At 56.6% G+C, this 17,952-nt stretch carries 16 protein-coding genes; 9 read left to right on the top strand and 7 right to left on the bottom strand.

Annotation, left to right across the window (positions count from 1 at the left end; translation table 11 throughout):
• Positions 1-16 precede the first annotated feature (16 nt).
• A complete protein-coding gene (locus tag JWR17_RS07505; RefSeq protein ID WP_299829863.1) occupies positions 17-1,033 on the bottom strand; it encodes a LacI family DNA-binding transcriptional regulator in 1,017 nt (338 codons plus the stop codon).
• A 269-nt stretch (positions 1,034-1,302) separates the two neighbouring features.
• Here JWR17_RS07505 and JWR17_RS07500 point away from each other — a divergent pair, with 269 nt between their 5' ends.
• A complete protein-coding gene (locus tag JWR17_RS07500; protein WP_299829928.1) occupies positions 1,303-1,794 on the top strand; it encodes a gluconokinase in 492 nt (163 codons plus the stop codon).
• A 36-nt stretch (positions 1,795-1,830) separates the two neighbouring features.
• Positions 1,831-3,183, top strand: a complete 1,353-nt coding sequence (locus JWR17_RS07495; protein ID WP_299829861.1) for a GntP family permease — start codon at positions 1,831-1,833, stop codon at positions 3,181-3,183.
• Positions 3,184-3,232: 49 nt separating this feature from the next.
• On the opposite strand, the gene ligD is transcribed toward JWR17_RS07495, so the two are convergent.
• Entirely contained in the window at positions 3,233-5,875 is a 2,643-nt protein-coding gene (gene ligD, locus JWR17_RS07490; protein ID WP_299829859.1) for a DNA ligase D, read from the bottom strand.
• Positions 5,876-6,212: 337 nt separating this feature from the next.
• On the opposite strand from ligD, the gene csrA reads away from it, so the two are divergent.
• The 4 genes from csrA (at position 6,213) to JWR17_RS07470 (ending at position 8,969) form a co-directional block, all read left to right on the top strand.
• On the top strand, positions 6,213-6,401 hold the full coding sequence (csrA, locus tag JWR17_RS07485) for a carbon storage regulator CsrA (protein ID WP_297843550.1): 189 nt from the start codon (positions 6,213-6,215) through the stop codon (positions 6,399-6,401).
• A 374-nt stretch (positions 6,402-6,775) separates the two neighbouring features.
• On the top strand, positions 6,776-7,510 hold the full coding sequence (locus tag JWR17_RS07480; protein ID WP_299829857.1) for a hypothetical protein: 735 nt from the start codon (positions 6,776-6,778) through the stop codon (positions 7,508-7,510).
• Complete coding sequence (locus JWR17_RS07475; protein ID WP_299829855.1) at positions 7,510-7,929, top strand: phage holin family protein; 420 nt, start codon at positions 7,510-7,512, stop codon at positions 7,927-7,929. The genes JWR17_RS07480 and JWR17_RS07475 overlap by 1 nt, the downstream gene beginning before the upstream one ends.
• A complete protein-coding gene (locus JWR17_RS07470) occupies positions 7,926-8,969 on the top strand; it encodes a DUF3618 domain-containing protein (RefSeq protein WP_299829853.1) in 1,044 nt (347 codons plus the stop codon). The genes JWR17_RS07475 and JWR17_RS07470 overlap by 4 nt, the downstream gene beginning before the upstream one ends.
• Positions 8,970-9,061: 92 nt before the next feature.
• Here the strand turns inward: JWR17_RS07470 and JWR17_RS07465 are convergent, their stop codons facing one another.
• Positions 9,062-9,979, bottom strand: coding sequence for a LysR family transcriptional regulator (locus JWR17_RS07465; RefSeq protein WP_299829851.1), 918 nt, complete (start codon positions 9,977-9,979; stop codon positions 9,062-9,064).
• Between the two features lie 124 nt (positions 9,980-10,103).
• Here JWR17_RS07465 and JWR17_RS07460 point away from each other — a divergent pair, with 124 nt between their 5' ends.
• Entirely contained in the window at positions 10,104-10,724 is a 621-nt protein-coding gene (locus tag JWR17_RS07460) for a glutathione S-transferase family protein (RefSeq protein WP_299829849.1), read from the top strand.
• Between the two features lie 45 nt (positions 10,725-10,769).
• Positions 10,770-11,777 carry a pyridoxamine 5'-phosphate oxidase family protein gene (locus tag JWR17_RS07455; protein ID WP_299829847.1) on the top strand — a complete coding sequence of 336 codons (1,008 nt, stop codon included), beginning with the start codon at positions 10,770-10,772 and terminating at the stop codon, positions 11,775-11,777.
• A 338-nt stretch (positions 11,778-12,115) separates the two neighbouring features.
• Here the strand turns inward: JWR17_RS07455 and JWR17_RS07450 are convergent, their stop codons facing one another.
• From JWR17_RS07450 to hutH, 3 genes are all read right to left on the bottom strand, one after another.
• Positions 12,116-12,367 carry a DUF465 domain-containing protein gene (locus JWR17_RS07450; RefSeq protein ID WP_299829845.1) on the bottom strand — a complete coding sequence of 84 codons (252 nt, stop codon included), beginning with the start codon at positions 12,365-12,367 and terminating at the stop codon, positions 12,116-12,118.
• A 320-nt stretch (positions 12,368-12,687) separates the two neighbouring features.
• Positions 12,688-14,115 carry a pyridine nucleotide-disulfide oxidoreductase gene (locus tag JWR17_RS07445; protein ID WP_299829843.1) on the bottom strand — a complete coding sequence of 476 codons (1,428 nt, stop codon included), beginning with the start codon at positions 14,113-14,115 and terminating at the stop codon, positions 12,688-12,690.
• 817 nt (positions 14,116-14,932) lie between these two features.
• Entirely contained in the window at positions 14,933-16,450 is a 1,518-nt protein-coding gene (hutH, locus tag JWR17_RS07440) for a histidine ammonia-lyase (protein ID WP_299829841.1), read from the bottom strand.
• Positions 16,451-16,603: 153 nt separating this feature from the next.
• Here hutH and JWR17_RS07435 point away from each other — a divergent pair, with 153 nt between their 5' ends.
• Positions 16,604-17,515: a LysR substrate-binding domain-containing protein gene (locus JWR17_RS07435; protein WP_299829839.1), complete on the top strand. Its 912-nt coding sequence runs from the start codon at positions 16,604-16,606 to the stop codon at positions 17,513-17,515.
• Positions 17,516-17,692: 177 nt separating this feature from the next.
• On the opposite strand, the gene JWR17_RS07430 is transcribed toward JWR17_RS07435, so the two are convergent.
• A complete protein-coding gene (locus JWR17_RS07430; protein ID WP_299829837.1) occupies positions 17,693-17,950 on the bottom strand; it encodes a hypothetical protein in 258 nt (85 codons plus the stop codon).
• Between the last annotated feature and the right edge of the window lie 2 nt (positions 17,951-17,952).

The raw sequence follows: 17,952 nt of genomic DNA, 5'->3' as shown, positions 1-17,952 counted from the left end.
CTTCTGTAGGGGTTGATTAGGTACTTTCGCGCACCACCAATTCAAACCCCAGGTCTATCTGGAGTTCCTGGGTTATTCCTTCAATCAACCCCAGCAATAATTGCGCTGCCCTTTCGCCGACGGCTTCCCTCGGGGTACGAATCGAGGTCAGGCGTGGGACCATGTGAGCCGATCCCGGCAAATCGTTAAAACCGATCAACGACACCCGCTCCGGGATCTTGATTCCCCTTCTCAGCGCCTCAAGGGTTGCGCCTTGGGCCAAGTCGTCGTTGCAGAAGAACACCGCGTCGACGTCTGGGTGCTCTTCGAGCAATCTGGCAAATAACTCTGCGCCCAAACCGATGGACGACGGCAACGGTGACATCACCTCCAACGCGGGGTCATACACCCCCGCGTCACGCAATACCCGCCGAAAACCGTCCCCACGTTGTATCACCCGCGGGTCAAGTTGCGCCGCTATGTAAGCCAGGCGCCGACGGCCGCGTCCCAGCAAATGCCGCGCTGCTTCAGCGCCCGCCTGCTCTTGGGAAAAGCCCACGCAATAGGCGCCACGCATGGGGTCCAGCTCCATCATGTGCACACACGGCACACCGCTGGACTTAAGCAACTCGCGCACCGCCGGGGTGTGATCGAACCCGGTCAGTAACATGCCCCGTGGTCGATTCGCCAAATGACTTCGCAGCAGGTTTTCTTCTTCCACTGGCGAGTAATGGTAGTTGCCGATGACAACTTCCAGGCCACGGGTTCGCAGTACGCCTTGAATAGCTTCCAAGGGTTCGATGAACAACTGGTTCGACAATGACGGCACCAGCACCACCACCGTTTGACTCTGTGAAGAAGCCAACGCCCGCGCGGCAGGGTTGGCGACATAACCCAGGCTCAGCGCGGCAGCACGGACTTTTTCCACCAGCTCCGGCGCCACCGTCGCGATGCCACGTAACGCCCGGGACGCGGTAATCGGTGAAACAGCGGCAAGACGCGCCACTTCATTGAGCGTCGGGCGGCCTGTGGAGCGGGAACCAATGCGTGTCATGTGCTGCCAATAACTCAGAGGGGTTGCCAAAAGTGGCAAAGGGGCTCTAAGGTAGCGCTGTCTCGCAGAGCCTCGCAATGTTTTCCTCGCTACTTGTTCTCACGGATAGAGTTACGAGCAATGTATGCAGCGCCTGACGATCCATCGATCGACCCAAAACAATGACAAGAACTGGAAGCAGCCTGGCCGGGCTTTTATTCAAGCCGCCAAAGATAGCGCTGTCTCCAGCTGAGGTGATTATGAATACTGCTATTTCCGCCCTCGTGGTGATGGGTGTTTCCGGCTGCGGCAAAAGCGTAGTCGGAGCCGCTATTGCCGAACGTAGTGGCGGTCGCCTGATTGAAGGCGACGCCTTCCATCCCCCGGCCAACATCGAAAAAATGAGCGCTGGCATTCCCCTTAACGACCAGGACCGTGCTGGTTGGCTGATCCGTCTGGGCCAAGAACTCGCGACTGCCGTAGGCAATGGCGAACTGCCGGTGCTGACCTGCTCGGCACTGAAACACAGTTACCGCGAGACCCTGCGCCATGCCGTACCGGGGCTGGGTTTCGTATTCCTTGAATTGACCAGGGAAGTCGCAATTGAACGTTGCGAACACCGTCCCGGTCATTTCATGCCGGCGAGCCTGGTTGACAGCCAGTTCGCCACCCTGGAGCCGCCTAACGGCGAACCCCTGACCCTGGCCGTTGACGCTACGCTTCCCATCGACACCTTGGGCGAGCAATCGGCGGCCTGGTGGAAAGCCTCGCGGCAGCCGTAAGCCACTAAAAAAACAAATACAACTGGAGAGGCACCCATGTTCGGTATGACCCAAGAGACGTACCTGCTCGTCGATGCACTGGTGACCATTATTGGCCTCGTGCTGTTGATCACCCGCTTCAAAGTCCACCCTTTCGTTGCATTGACCATTGCTTCGGGCTTCCTTGGGCTGACCTCGGGCATGCCGGTGGACAAGGTCATGAAGTCATTCCAGGACGGCTTCGGTGGCGTACTTGGCTTTGTCGGCATTCTGTTGGCACTGGGCACCATGCTCGGCAAACTGATGGCCGACTCCGGCGGTGCTGATCAGATCGCACAAACCCTGGTTCGTGTCTTCGGCAAGAATCGCGTGCACTGGGCAATGATGTTCTCAGCGTTTCTGGTGGGCATCCCGCTGTTCTTCGAAATTGGCTTTGTACTGCTGATTCCATTGGTGTTCATCGTTGCTCGTCGCACCGGCCTGTCCATCGTCAAGATCGGCATCCCGCTGCTCGCTGGCCTGTCAGCAGTGCACGGCCTGGTGCCTCCGCACCCAGGTCCGCTGTTGGCAATCGGGATTTTTAACGCCGACATCGGCAAAACTATTTTCTACGGCCTGATTGTGGCGTTGCCGACGGCGATGATCGCCGGTCCGATCTACGGCAAATGGATCTCCAAGTACGTGCCCGGCACGCCAAACCAAGAGTTGATGGACCAGATTGCGCAGGAGTCGAAATCCGAAAACCTGCCGAGTTTCGCCATCACTGTGGTGACGATTCTGTTGCCCGTGTTTTTGATGCTTCTCAAGACCCTGTCCGATATCACCCTGCCGGACAACAGCGGGATTCGCGTCTGGATGGACTTCATCGGTCACCCGATCACCGCCCTGCTGGCCGCCTTGCTACTGGCGTTTTACACCTTCGGCGCGGCGCGGGGCTTCTCCCGTCAGGAAATCCTGAAGCTACTCGATCAAAGCCTGGCGCCGGTTGCCGCCATTGTGATGATCGTCGGTGCTGGCGGTGGGTTTAAACAAATGTTGGTGGCCAGTGGTGTCGGCGACGTGATCGGCCACATGGCTGTTCGCGCTGAAATCTCGCCGATTCTGTTGGCGTGGCTCGTGGCAGGAGTGGTACGGATTGCCACAGGTTCCGCCACCGTAGCCATCATTACCGGTGCCGGTATCGTTGCGCCGGTGGTGGGCTTGATTCCTGGGGTTAACCGCGAATTGCTGGTGCTGGCCACCGGCGCTGGCTCCTTGATTCTGTCTCACGTCAACGATGCGGGTTTCTGGCTGGTGAAGCAGTATTTCAACATGACCGTCGCGGAAACTTTCAAAACCTGGACGGCGATGGAGACCATTCTATCGGTGGTCGGCCTGATATTTATTCTGCTCCTGTCCCAAGTCGTCTGACGATATTGACTGATCGTGCCTGCGGCCCTGCAGGCACGATCGGTCAGCATCACTTCAACCCGAGCCGTTTTCGCATGTCGGCGGTAATCGTCTGCCGAGTACTCGAATAGTCTGCCCACGGATCCTCTTCCTGATCAGCCATGCGCTCCATGAAGTTATGGATATTCCAGCCATTGGCGCCTTTCAACCCGGCCACCTCATCACGGTACACCGGCACTGAAATCGGCAGGCCTTCGCGGGTTCGGACTGAGAATGCGCAGATGGTGGTGGCGCCCTGGCTGTTACGCAGGTAATCGATAAAAATTCGCCCGACGCGATTCTTTGGCCCTGACACGGCCGAAAAACGGTCCGGCATCAGCTTGGCCATGTGTTTGACAATGGTTTGGCTAAACACCTTCACCTCCTCCCACCCGGCTTTCGGCGTCAGGGGCACCACAATGTGAATGCCTTTGCCGCCGCTGGTTTTCAGAAAAGAGGTCAAGCCCAACTCATCAAGAATTGTCAGGGTCAATTGCGTGGCTTCGACCATGTGCTTCCAAGGCAACGCGGGGTCCGGGTCGAGGTCAAGGATGAAACGGTCCGGACGCTCGAAATCTGCCGAGGTGGCGTTCCAGGTGTGCAGTTCGATAGTGCTCATCTGCACCGCGCCAATCAAAGCCTCGGGGTTGTTGATGATTATGACCGGCTGACCGGAGAACTCCTTGCCCAGGCTGGTAATCCCCGGAATCGCCAGTTTCTCGCCGTTTTTTTGAAAGAACAGCTCACCGGCAATCCCCTCGGGGGCCCGCACCAGTGCTACGGGGCGGTCTTGCAGGTGCGGCATTATCCAGCGCGATGCCTGGGCGTAATATTCGGCCAATTGCATCTTGGTCGAACCACTGGTGGCATCGATTATCCGTTCGGGATGGGTAATTTTAATCTTGCCTGAACCTTCTCCGGCCGATGACTCAGTGGTCTTGGCCGGAGATTTCTTCTTCGCCGGAGATTTCTTCTTCACCGCAGGTTTTTCTTTGGCCGGTTTCGTCGGCTTCACTGCCGTTTGTACTTCTGCGGCAGATTTGGCTTTTTCTTCAGTGATGTCATTCGCGGGCTTGTCGTTGCGCAAGCCATGAAACACCGAGTGTCGCACCGAGCCTTCGCGGGTTATCTCGGCGTACGCTACTTCCGCCAACAGCTCAGGCCGCAACCAGTGCACACCCTTGGCTTCAAACCCGGTCGGTGGGTTGACCACTGCGGGCTTTTTGGTTTCCAGCGGCGTCAGTTGCCCGTGAATGCTGCGCAGCGTGATCTCGTTGAAACCGGTGCCGACCTTGCCCGCATAGCGCAATTCGCCGCTGTCGGCGTCGTGCAGGCCCAGCAGCAGCGCACCAAACGAACTGCGCGAGCCCTTGGGCTCGCTGTAACCCACCACCACAAATTCCTGGCGATGTTTGCACTTGAGCTTGATCCAGTCGCTGCTGCGCCGCGAAACATAAGCGCTGCCGGCCCGCTTGCCGATCAGGCCTTCCATCTTCATTTGGCACACGCTATCAAGCATGGTCTCGGCAGACTCGGTAAAGTCCTCGGAAAAGCGCAACGCGTTGTCTTCGCCGCGCTCCAGCACCTGTTGCAACGCCGCGCGTCGCTGTTCGACCGGCACCTGACGCAGGTCCATGCCGTTCAGGTACGGCATATCGAACAGATAGAAAATAATCGAATTGCTGCGCTGGCTTTCGAAAGCATTTTGCAGCGCCTGGAAACTGGGCATGCCCTCTTCGTCTGCCACCACCACTTCGCCGTCGAGCCATGCGGACTCCAGCGCCAACGCGGCCAGCGCCTCGGCCTGACGCGGCATTTTAGCGGTCCAGTCGTGGCCGTTGCGGGTAAACAACCGGACCTCACCGTTGTCGATGCGGGCCATGATCCGGTAGCCGTCGAATTTTATTTCATAACGCCAATCGCCCTCCGGTGCCGTATCGACCAAGGTCGCCAGCTCGGGGCTGACTGATTCCGGCAGCGGCGCCGCCTGGGCACCGCTCAGGTCCGCGGAGGGTTTTTTAGATGCGGATTTAGACGTTTTTTTCTTCGGACTGGCGACGGGTTTCGGCTCATCGCCTTTGGCGCCACGTTTTTTCACGATCAGGGTGCGGTCGCTGATAACGCTGTCCGGTTGTTCTTTGACGATGTCATATTCAGATTCGGGCCGCGCCAACGAATCACTGGACTTGATCAAAAACCACTGTTCCTGTTTACCTTCCAGGTGAGTCCGGACCAAATTCCAGGTACCGCCAAGTTTTTCCCCTTCCAGTTCGAATTTTAGCTTGCCCTTGGCATAGGCCTCGGCCGGATCGCCCTGGGGAATCCAAACTCCACGGTCCCAGACAATCACGTCGCCGGCGCCATAGTGGCCTTCGGGAATATGCCCTTCAAACGAGGCATAATCCAACGGATGGTCTTCCACATGCACGGCAAGACGTCGGACCTTCGGATCCAGGCTCGGACCCTTGGGCACGGCCCAGCTTTTCAAGCTGCCGTCGATTTCCAGGCGAAAGTCGTAATGCAGACGAGTGGCATCGTGTTTTTGAATACAGAACTGCAAAGCGTGCGCTATTTTTTTGCGTGAACCTGCCCGTTTACCACGGGTTAGCCCGGACGGTTCCGGGGTCGCCTCGAAGTCACGCTTACGCTGATAGTCGTCGAGGGATGTATTCATGGGATACTCCGGCTCCGCAGTTTAATAAACCCTGCACTAAAGAGCAGATGCTGGCCGGATTAGTTCAGCGCACTGCTATTTGCCCAGCTGTACCTGACAATTAGCTGACAATTAACGCAATAAGCGAAGGCCGAGGTTCAAAAAAAAGCCCGAAATGAGTAAGCTATCAGCATGCGAAACCACGACTTGATGGCAAACAAAGCATTCAAAGGAATTATATTTGCCCGGATGACGTCTTAGAGATGGACGCATTTGGACGTACTCGGCAACAATCACCCGCACGGCACATGCCAGCCTCTTGGTAGAGGCGCTTCAAGAGGCCATCAAGGAAAAGATTATGTTGATACTCACCCGCAAAGTAGGCGAAAGCATAAACATTGGTGACGAGATCACCGTCACGATTCTTGGCGTTCAGGGCCTTCAGGTTCGGCTAGGAATCAACGCTCCAAAAAATGTTTCTGTGCATCGCGAAGAAATTTACAAACGTATCCAGGCCGAGATCGCTCCTCAGCAAGATCCACAATGAATTCGTAACTGGACAACTACTCTGAGCCATCTGACTGCGTGTCAGGTGGGCTATCGGCGTCTTCAGGACGCCGTTTTTTTTGCCTTTTTTTTGGTTATTGCCGTTTACTTCAAATCCTCGGGCGGCAAATAGCTCTGTGGGGCGCAACGTGTTGGAGAAAAACCTTACGCTTTATCGCAGCCTTGGGCGCTCCTACGCAATGATCGTTGCGTCCCAGCCATCATTTCGCCACGCAATACCATTTGTCTGCCGCCTCGAACTCCGCCGGAAAACCCTTAGTCCACCTTTTGTAAGCCAGAAGACGGGCAGCCCGAGTCATCGTTGTGAGCTGAACGTTCTCCTTTATTTCAAGGCATAGACGACGGTGAATGATAATGGCCACGACCTACGAGAACTCAACCAGCGGTGGCGAAAGCGGCGAAAAGCCGGGCGCTGCGGAGCACTTGCAGAATTTGCAAGACGATGCCAAAGCCGCACTTCAGGGCGCCAAGGAGCACGGTGCAGCTCAGTTCGAGCAGTACCGGGACACCGCGGCCGACCAAATCGATAACCTGGCGCAAACTGCCAAATCAGCTGCGGAACAATTTCAGGAAAAGGACACGCTGGGCTTGTCCCATTACGTCACTGACGTTGCCCAAGGCATGACCAATCTTGCCGACAACCTGCGGGGCAAAAGTGCCGATGAGCTGCTGCGCCAGGCCGGTCAATTGGCTCGCGAGAATCCGACGCTGTTTCTCACCGGAAGCATTGCGCTGGGTTTTGGCCTGTCGCGCTTCCTGAAAGCCTCAAGCCCTGGCGCTTCGTCGCAGATGAGCTCCGGCATGGGCATGGGCATGGACACCGGCTCTGGCTCTGCTGGCAGCGACTACAAAAGCACACCGGCCGCCGATGAACAGAGAGGCTCTGGGTACCAGACCCGGCTTGATGAGCAGGCCGCAAGGGATCAGGGCTATCCAACCCCGCCCTCCCACACCGACGACGTTTTCCACAGCGCCCACCCTGGGGTGCCTGACAACCTCGGCACACCGTCAATGAGTGAAAAGGCGTTTGGCCCTGGCCGTACAACCGACCCATTGCCTAGAGACGGTATGTCCAAAGGAGAAGTGTAATGACTACAAGTCAACAAACGCCTCCAACCGGCGCCCCCGACAGCGACACATCGATTGTCAGCTTAATTCGCCAACTGGCCCATGAAGTGCCTGCGCTGGTCACTAAAGAGCTGGCCTTGGCCAAAGCCGAGATCAATGAGTCAATCAACTCCACCAAGGCGGGCATTGCTGCGGTCGCCGGCGGCGCCATGGTGTTGTTCGCCGGTTTGATCATTCTGCTGATGGCTGCGGTTTACGCGCTGGCAATGTTCATGGCCCCGTGGCTGGCTGCGCTGATCGTTGGCGTGGTGGTCATGGTCATCGGCGTGATCATGTTGCAGTCCGGCAAAAAAACATTTGAAGCCAGCCATTTTACTCCCGAGCGCACCGTGAATTCCTTGCAAAAGGATAAGGACGCTATTCAGAGGAAAGTCTCATGAGTACTGATAGCAGTTTTGATGATGATCGGTATGACAATACCGGTTACCAGACCAGCCCGGCGGGCGCCAGCAGTCTTAACGTCGAATCCGAAAAAAGCCCGGAGGCTCTTGAGCGGGAAATCGACGCTCAGCGTTCGAGCATTGGCAGCATTGTTGACGCGTTGGAAAGCAAACTTTCTCCTGGTCAGCTGATTGATGAAGTGATGTCGTACACCCGCACTAACGGCGGTGAGTTCTTCAATAATCTGGGCACCTCGATCAAGGCAAATCCGGTGCCGACGGTGCTGACGTCGGTGGGGCTGTTGTGGCTGATGCTGGGCTCGAACAAGCGTCCGACCTATTCCACGTCCAGCGCGCCGTCTGGCCCGTCGATGTTCGACACTTTGGGTAACCGCATCAGCGACATGGCCGACAGCGTGACCGATACCTTGGGCAACGTGAAGGCCAGGGTTCAAGAGAAGGCCCACGGTCTTCAGGACGGCGCGAGCCAACTCAAAGACAAAGCCAGCCAAATGACCGGAAGCGTCACTGACAAATTTTCGTCCGCCGGACAACAGGTGAATATGACCTCGCACGATACAACTCATGCCATGCGTCAACAGTCGCAGAAGGTGAAATCAGGCTTTAGCTACATGCTTAAGGAGCAACCGTTGGCATTGGCTGCCATCGGCATCGCGCTTGGGGCAATGGTTGGAGCCGCGCTCCCTATGACGAATAAAGAAAATCAGATGCTGGGCCAAACCAGTGATTCACTGACTGATAAGGCCAAACAAATGGCCAGCGATGGCTACGACAAGGCCACCGAGATCGGTAAAGACATGGCCAATGAAGCGAAGAAAACGGTTGATGAAGGGGCCAGCAATCCGACCAAAGATAACGGTCCCTCGGAGCATCAGGCCTACAGCGGCCAAGCGACCGGCCAGCAGCCGTTAACCGGCCAGCCGGCGAACCCTGCCCAGTCCAACAGCGGGCCTGGCGGTTCGGTGTCGCAAAACAATCCGTCGCAAAATAGCCCGTCATCAACTCAGGGGTTAGGTTAAACGTCAGCACTGCCCTTAGCGTTTAGGCCCTCGCGGCTCGGCCCTGCTAATAACAGGGCCTTTTTATTGGGTGCGATTTACCAGCGGCGTTATCAAGGGGGCGTTGCGGAAAATCGAACCAGGCGCTCGCCGAGCTTCTCCTTGGCCCAGGCAATAAACGCCCGTGAACGAATGGATGCTCGCCGCGACGGTAGATACACCAACGACACCGGCAATGGCTCGGGCTGGTAATCGATCAACAGTTGTCGCAGCTTGCCGTCATCGATAAGGTCCTGAACCTGATAAGACAGAAAAAAGCCAACGCCGATCCCTGACAGGCACGCTGCAATCGCCGCGTCGCCGTTATTGGTCGTCATGCGGATGTTGCCCATTTTTACCATCACTGGTTTGCCCTGGGCTTGCAGCGCCAGTTGCGCTCCTGACACCAGACCGCCGAGGCGAATAAACGGAGCGCTGCCCAGGTCCTCCAACGTGTTAATGGTTTTTAATGCCGCCAGCAGGCCCGGGCTCGCGCACAGGTAGCGGCGCACTTGGCCAACCCGCGCGACCACCAGGTCCGGTGCCGTGACATGGCCGATACGCACCGCGATGTCGATGCCCTCCTCCAACAAATCAGTGACCCGGTCAATCAAGTTCAACGTGACGGACACTTTGGGAAAACGGCTCATAAATCCATTGAGCACCGGGGCCACGTGCAAACGGCCAAACAGCAACGGCGCGGTGATGGTCAGCGCGCCGCTGGGCTCACTTTCCTTGTCGCGAAACACATCTTCGATATCGCCAATTTCACGGATCACTGTGCGACAGACCTCGGCATACAACCGGCCCTCTTCCGTGATCCGTACCTGGCGGGTGGTGCGTTCGAACAGTCGCACGCCCAGGTGCTGTTCGGTAGACGCCAGCACCCTGACCACCGTTGGCAGCGAGACATCGAGTTTTTCCGCAGCGGCCGTGAGGCTGCCTTGGTCGACAATCCCCAGCACTACCCGCATCGCTTGAACCGTGTCCATCTGCAGTCCTCTTGACGACTACTCCGTATTTCGGAGTAAAGATCTTCCCTTTCCGGCATTTATTCAAGTCGGCCCGGCCCTTAACATCGTCCCAAGCCCCATTCCCATGCCCAAGGTGACTGCAATGAAACTCCATTACCACCCGCTCTCCGGCCACTCCCACCGTGCTCGGCTGTTCCTGTCGCTACTGTGCATCGAACATGAATTGATAGAGGTGGATTTGCGCAGTGGCGCGCAGAAACGCCCAGCGTTCCTTGCGCTCAATCCGTTTGGACAAGTGCCGGTACTGGAAGACGGCGGCGACGTGTTCAGCGATTCAAATGCCATTCTGGTGTATTTGGCGAAACGCTATGGCAACAGCGATTGGCTGCCGGAAACCGCTGCCGAGGCGTCTCGCGTGCACCGCTGGTTATCGGTGGCGGCCGGGGAAATAAACCGAGGCCCGGCTTCTGCGCGGCTGGTCAACGTGTTCGGCGCCAAGCTTGATGCTGCCGATCTCATCAACCGGGCCCACGCCATTCTGAAATTGATCGAATTGTCACTTGAAGGCCATTGCTGGATCGTCGTCGGCAATCACCCCACCTTGGCCGACGTCGCGCTTTACAGCTACATCGCCCGGGCACCGGAGGGCGACATCGACCTGTCGGAATATCCACTGATTCTTGCCTGGCTAAAACGCGTGGAAGCACTGCCAGGCTTCGTACCGTTCCAGCAATCCCCTGTCGGCCTGACTGCCCAGGCATGACGGTTGGCTGATTGACTCAATCCAGGCATCAATGAGGGCCGCGCCATGAATTCAGAATCGAAGCACCTAGCGAGATCGCCGTGGCACCCAGGCGAGCTGGCGATTCAGCAGAGCATCGATGTGGTTGAGCGCATGGATGCGCTGGGACGGCGTGCTATCCGCGACCACATGGTTGAGCAGCATCAGGAATTTTTTCCGCTACTGCCTTTCGTGGCCATGGGCGCGGTGGATGCTGACGGTGACATCTGGGCAACCCTACGCGCTGGGGAGCCTGGATTTGTGCGTGCGGACGACCCCAAACAGTTGTCGCTGAGGGTGCCCCGTGACTTGGCCGACCCGGCAGAAAGTGGCATGGACCATGGCCACCAGGTCGGTTTGCTGGGAATAGACCTGCTGACCCGGCGGCGTAATCGGTTGAATGGCTCAATCACTCGAATTAATGATTCGGGTTTCGAGATTGCCGTCGAAGAAAGCTTCGGCAATTGCCCGCGCTATATCCAGTTGCGCCAATTCAGTTTCGAGCGTCCCGCCCAGGTGGTCGCATCACGCCCTGGGCAGTGGCTGGACGGACTGGACGCCGGCGCCCGTGCGCTCATCGGCGGTGCAGCAACATTCTTCGTCGCCTCTTACGTGGACCTGGAAGACGGCAGCCGCAAAGTGGATGTTTCGCACCGTGGCGGCAAGCCTGGTTTCGTGGCAATCGAAGCAGACGGTTCGATGATGATTCCGGACTTTTCCGGAAATCTTTTTTTCAGCACGCTGGGTAACTTTTTATTAAATCCCAAGGGCGGTCTGGTGTTTGTTGACTTCGCCAGCGGAGAACTGCTGCAGATGACAGGCGACGTAGAAGTCATCCTCCAATCGCCGCAGATCGCCATGTTTCAGGGTGCTGAACGCTTATGGCGCTTTATCCCGCGGCGTATTATTCGACGGCCAGACGCCCTGCCCTTGCGCTGGACAGCCGACGCTGACGGCGCGTCGGCCAACGCACTGATGACCGGCGACTGGCAACAGGCCGCGCAACGCCAGCATGCCAGTGCGCTGGGGGAATAATGGCGGCCCTTACGGATTAAACGCATCACTCAGGAAAGCAGCCTTATCCTAAACATCTCTGTAGGAGGAGCCGCCATGTCTCCGATGCCGCGCCGTCGCGCAGTTCACCCTGTAAGTGCTGCCGAAGGCTGCGATAGGCCGGGGTCGAGGGCGACCGGCACCCCTTCAGCGGTATAACGGGGCGAGCGGTTCCCGGTCGAATCGCAGCCTTCGGCAGCTCCTATGGATTATCTTTTAAATCGATGAGTTATGCGTTGTTTGATAAGAGCCAACGTGTTGGCGAGGCGGACGACGCAATTATCCGGAAAACCGCGATGCTGCCTTCGCCAACACGTCCCTCAGGTGGGGTCAGCCGCCGGGGTCAGACGCTGGACGATTTTATCTTTTACCAGCAGCCGTTTTTCCTTAAGTTTTTTGAGCTGATTATCGGTGACATTTCCCGATGACGGCGACTCGGCTTCAACCACCTCGGCATCCACTGCATCGTAGGAATCAAGCAACTGGCTGAGCCTTTGGTCTTTGCCTCTGCGCGCGGTAATTTCTTCCTTGGTGATGTTTAAGTCCTTGAGCAAATCATGTTTGACCGGCATGTCTTCACCTCTCCTGAACCTGTGACAAGTCTTAAGACTAAGAGACGGATCCCCGGAAAAGGTTCGCAGCAATGAACGCCCTTTGCTGTGCGCCGGGAATCAGACCACAACGCCATACTCCAGCAGATTAGCGCCAGAGGGAAGCATTGCGCTAATTGGCGCGGACCGGAAGCAACAGCTGAACGATCAAATCGGCATTTATCCGTAAACGCTCAACGTCCCAATACCCCTGCGGTACAGACGAAAAAAAATCCCGAATGACTGGGGGCCACTCGGGATTCTTTTACATCAATACCGTTCACATCACCGCTCAACAGCGCTTAAAACTTAATGGACGCCATGGCTGGCCAGAAAAACGGTGTTTCTTCTTCCGCACGCTGCTGGCGTCTGCGATCAGCAACCACTTTTTCTGCGACCTGCACGTCGAGGCGTGCCGACACCGATTCAATGGCGGCGCGGCTGGCGTCATTGTGGAACTGCCAGACGCCATAAATCCGCCCGTCAAACGATGGCTCGCTGCCCAATCGGGGGTCGATACCCAGGCCGGAGCCCAAACCGAACAGATACAAACCATGCATACGCTGGCCGATGGCATCCAACGGACAGCCCGCCGGGTCGGAATCCAGCCCACCCTTTACTTCGCGGAGTGTGATCGGCCTACCGTCTGCGTATTTCAGCGCAGGTAAACGCGGCTGATAACCGGTGCACTGCACCACCACGCTCGACTCAGCCAAGGCTTGGCCCGCGCGCTCATATTGCTGCCCCCGTCCGGGTCCGGATTGCAGTAAATGTACCCGCACCCCGTCCGGGCTGATTCGGCCGTATTGCAGGATATTTCGCCCCACTTCCAACGCGCTGTAACGCAAGCCGCCAGAGCGGTTAACCCGACCCGATACCGGGCAAACGTCGTCCACCGGATCAAACACGTAGCCATTGGCAAGGGCTTGTTCGACGCTTTCATAGAACAAGCGAATTTGCGAGCGATGCACCAGGGTCAGCTCTTCGAGGCCAATGCATTGCAACGCTTTAGCCAGGTTTTCGAGCATCGAGAAGGCACTGTGTGACCCACCCACCACGGTCAATCGCCCACCTGCGGCGAGTACCGGGGAAAAATGCGCGCGCAGTTCGTCAGCGTCCATACGCAACAAGGTATCGGCACTTTGTACACGGGTCTTTGGCGACAACGCCAAGCCTTGATCAGCCAGAGCATGAAGCAGATGCTTGGGGTCCTGATGCCCGCCCAGGTTAAGCACCAGCGAGCGGCAGCGAATCACTTGAGAATGCCCGTTATGCTCGACCCAGACTTGATACTCGTCAGAATTACTGACCACCTCGGTAATCGTCGTGCTACTCCAGACTTTTACCGCGTAGTTCTTCACCAAGTGGTCCAACACTAATTTAGAAGCCTCTGCCAGCAGTTCGCCGACATCAGATAATTGCGGCGCGATGAACGCCTGATCACGAATGCGCCAATACGCCTCGCTATGCTGCAGCGGCTCGAATACGTCGCGTAATGCCGGGTCGCGCAGGCAGTCGAGGAAAACATCGCCCACCGAGTTGGCGGTGAGGTGGTAGTCAGCGAGTCGGCCGGTTCCTGGAAAAGGACTGGCATCAACAATGATTAGTCCGTTACGGGTCAACGCCGGCAATGCACCGCTCTTCAAGGCATTAAATAGCAACCCCATGCCAGCAGGCCCAGCCCCACCTACCAAACAACCGCAAACGATTTCCAGTTGTGTTCCATACATGACGTTGTGCTCCGCGTATTTAGTGGACTGATGTACTGACGCTTTGTTATCAAACAAACACGTTTAGTTCACACCAGAAAGACTGCTGGGAGATGTTTTTCCGTAATAAAGGAAACCTACTGTGTCTGACCAAGGAATATAGGAAAGCGGTTGTCACTCTCCTAACGCACTGTAATTTTTCTTTAGGCAACGCTACCGCCCACACCGCTATGGGAGCGTTTAACTATTGTTTATCGATCGCTAATAGAAAAATATTAAGCCCAAGAACTGCGAAGTCAGAGCTACCGCACAGGGCCTACAGGTATGCCCTTTTAAAGTTATGGGATAGATAAATGTGACCTGTATAACTCTAAGGGACCGCCGACATTTTCGGCAGTTCATTCCCCTGAGCGTAGCGGTGCTATTTCCCGGTCCGGCGACGGCTCGCCAGTACCGTAGACCACGGTGACTCAAGGCTTACAAAGCGGTTGGAGAACGGACTTATCAACCACCCGGTATCGATAATTTCAAAATTATTGAAAAGTGTCAAATTTTTGAGAAAGCACGTAAATTATCAGATAATCACCATAATCCATTGAATTATAAGCGAATTATTTATTGGCGCCGGATAATTAACGGAGCACGGTATCAGTTATATTTTTAATAATCGACTTGCGCTGCCCGTTTACTTGGCCTTAAGCGGTTATTCACTGTTGTAAAAAAGGAGGGGAAGCGCGTTTATTGAAGCTCGCGCTGCATCAACCCCTCTTTTTTTATAAACGTCGGTCAGAATTTACCAACCGCAGGGTGCAGTAAATAGTTGTTAATGCGTTACGTTTCAACTCAACCCCAAACGCGATAACACCCCATCTGGGCAATTACCCTTAATAAACACGGCGGCCTTACCAATGTCTTCGCCCAAGGGTCGATCATCGGCGTACAGCGCAATCTCCTCACGGAACGTTCGGTACAGTGCCGCAGTTCGTGGCGCCGGATTTAACGGTGAATTCAACAGGTCGTAACTTTGGCTTGCGGCCAATAGTTCAATAGCGAAGATATGTTCAAGGTTATCGAGAATAAGTTGCCCCTTCAGGGCCGCTGGTGTGGCGTGACAAAGAATGTCTTCCTGCAGGCCCGAAGTAATGCCGCCATCCAGGCTGGCGGGAGCGGCCAGACGGCGGTTATGGGCCACCAGCGAAACGGCAGTGTACTGAGCGATCATGAATCCGGACTCCACGCCGCTTTCACCCGCCAGGAAAGACGGCAGGCCGCTGACCAACGGGTTGACCATGCGATCAATCCTGCGCTCGGAAATTGCCCCCAGTTGCGCCATGGCAACCCCTAGCTGATCCATGGCCAAACCGATAGCGGCGCTGACAGCATGGGCCTGGGAATAAATTTCCGGCGCGTCAGGCGTGCCGCACACCACGGGGTTGTCGGTAACACTGGCCAGTTCTTGATCGACCACGGTCGCTACCTGAGCCCAGACATCGCGTACCGCGCCATGGACGTGGGGAATGCTGCGCAGGCTCAAGGCGTCCTGAGTTTGTCGGCCCGCAGCGGCCTGCATGATCTGTGAATCATCGAGCAGGTGGTTCAAGCGTTCGGCCACGTATTTCAAACCCGGAGAAGCGCGCAACGCCATGGGCACCGTATGCATGGCACGAATCTGACCGCGCTGGGTTTCGAAGCTCATGGCAGAAATAGCGTCAGCCCAGTCCATCAACTGCCGGGCGCGGTCCAGCAGCAAACAGCCAAGGCCGGTGACACATGGCGAGCCATTGACCAGGCACAGGCCTTCTTTGGCTTGCAGGACAAACGGCACAAGGCCAAGCCGTTGCAAGGCTGCGGCGGCAGTCAGGCGTTCGTTGTCGAGCCGGCAGTAGCCGTGACCGATCATCACCAGCCCGATATGGGCCATGTGGCTGAGATAACCGACCGAACCCTGATGCGGCACTTCGGGGGTGCACTGCGCGTTCAGCAGGATCACCAAGCGCTCTACCAAACCCAGGCGCAAACCGGAGTAACCATGGGCAAAGTTGTTGATCGCACAGACCATGATCGCCCGCGTCTCGTGAACCGCCAACGGCCTACCCAGGCCCACCGCATGGCTCATCAAAATACTGTGGGACAGCGCGCTTTGCTGTTCAGGCGCCACAACCGTGTTGGACAGTGCGCCGACACCGGTGTTTACCCCATAGGCGCGGATGTTTTTTTCCACCACGGTGCGCACAATGGCATTCGCCGCGTTAATCCGGGCTTTGGCCGAGGGTGACAATTCAAGGAAAGCGCCTTCACTCGCAACGTCTACTACCTGTGCCCAAACCAACGATTGATCGAGGATTACGCGCTTCATACAGCCACTCCAGATGAACTCAAGATTAATTGCCCACGTCTTTGTTTTCAGCACCCACCGAGCCGCGCATATCTATGCGTGAGAGGGTTTTGTTGAAGTGCGGTCGAATTACGTTAAGCTCGCTGTACTCAGGAGTAAACGCGGTGATTTCTCATGCAATCCATGCTTTCAGCTCATGCATTAGACAACCCTGGCTTTCAGCTGCGATTGCCACCGTTACGCGGCCTGGAGGTCTTTGCTGCCGCCGCCCGCTACGGCACGTTCAGCCGTGCCGCCAAAGAGTTATTTGTCACTCAAAGCGCCATCAGTCGGCAGATTCAACAGTTGGAGGAGCACCTCGGGGTGATCCTGTTTGTGCGCCATAAAACCGGGCTGCGCCTGACGCCAGAAGCCGAGGCGCTGCTGCCGGTAGTGGAGGACGCTTTTGCGCGACTGACGAATATGTGCAATAGCCTGCGCACCGCCAGTCAGGTACTGACCTTGCGCATGCCGCCGACCTTGGCCACGCGCTGGTTTTTGCCGTTATTGCCGAGCCTGCGAGTGTTGATGCCCGATGTGGACGTGCGGGTGACGACGTACGATGCCTGGGAGCCGCGATTCGAAGACAGCGACATTGATGCCGCCATTATTCATGGGCGCGGTGAGTGGAAAGGTGTTGAGGCCATTCCGTTGATGGCCGAACGACTCACACCCGTGTGTTCACCCGAAATGGCCAAGCGCCTGACGCAACCCGCTGACCTGAAATCCATGCCACTGCTGCATTGCATCCCGGCCAATGGCTGGAGCCGTTGGCTGGAGGCTGCGGGGGTTGGCAGCATCGCCTCTCACCGCGGGCAGACCTTCGACACATTGGATTTGGCGCTGTCGGCTGCCACACGTGGACAAGGCATCGCGCTGGGGGACCTGAACCTGGTGCGTGAAAGCTTGAAAGACGGAGTACTGGTGGCCCCGTTTGAAACTGAACTCAACCAAGGCATCGGCTATTACCTGATCTACCCAGCGCTGCGGGCACAATTGCCGAAAATTCGAGCACTAAGAGAATGGTTGTTGGATGCAGTTGGCTAGCGTGGTGCATCAGAGTGACCGAGCCGAATCGCAGCCTTCGGCGGCTCCTAAAGTTAAATTGAGTTGGGCAATTTGGACCGCTTCGCGATCCGTCGCGAGCAAGCCCGTTCCTACAATTTAATTTCTACTAATTCAACGGGTTATGCGTTGTTCAGAAGGCGTTGGTAAGCTCACCTATCAACGGGTAGCAACCTCCCCCAGCACGAAACCGAACATCACCACCAGCCACAGTAAATACAGACAGCCAAACAGTTGCACCCAACCGTGTGTTCTGCCGATGCCGAGGTAGGCCAGAAGCAGCAGGCTAAATTGGGCAAACGCCGCCGCGGCCACCAGCCAGTTTTTCAGTCCAAGTGACGAGGTGGCACACAGTAACTCCAGCACTAACAGTCCGATCAGCGCTGCATACACCCTCCAGGTGGTCAGTGTGTTCATGC

It is taken from the genome of Pseudomonas sp. (assembly GCF_028293835.1).
In the GTDB taxonomy this organism is placed as follows: Bacteria; Pseudomonadota; Gammaproteobacteria; order Pseudomonadales; family Pseudomonadaceae; genus Aquipseudomonas.
The sequence above is the reverse complement of the archived record's forward strand: the minus strand, read 5'-3'. Positions and strand labels throughout refer to the sequence as shown.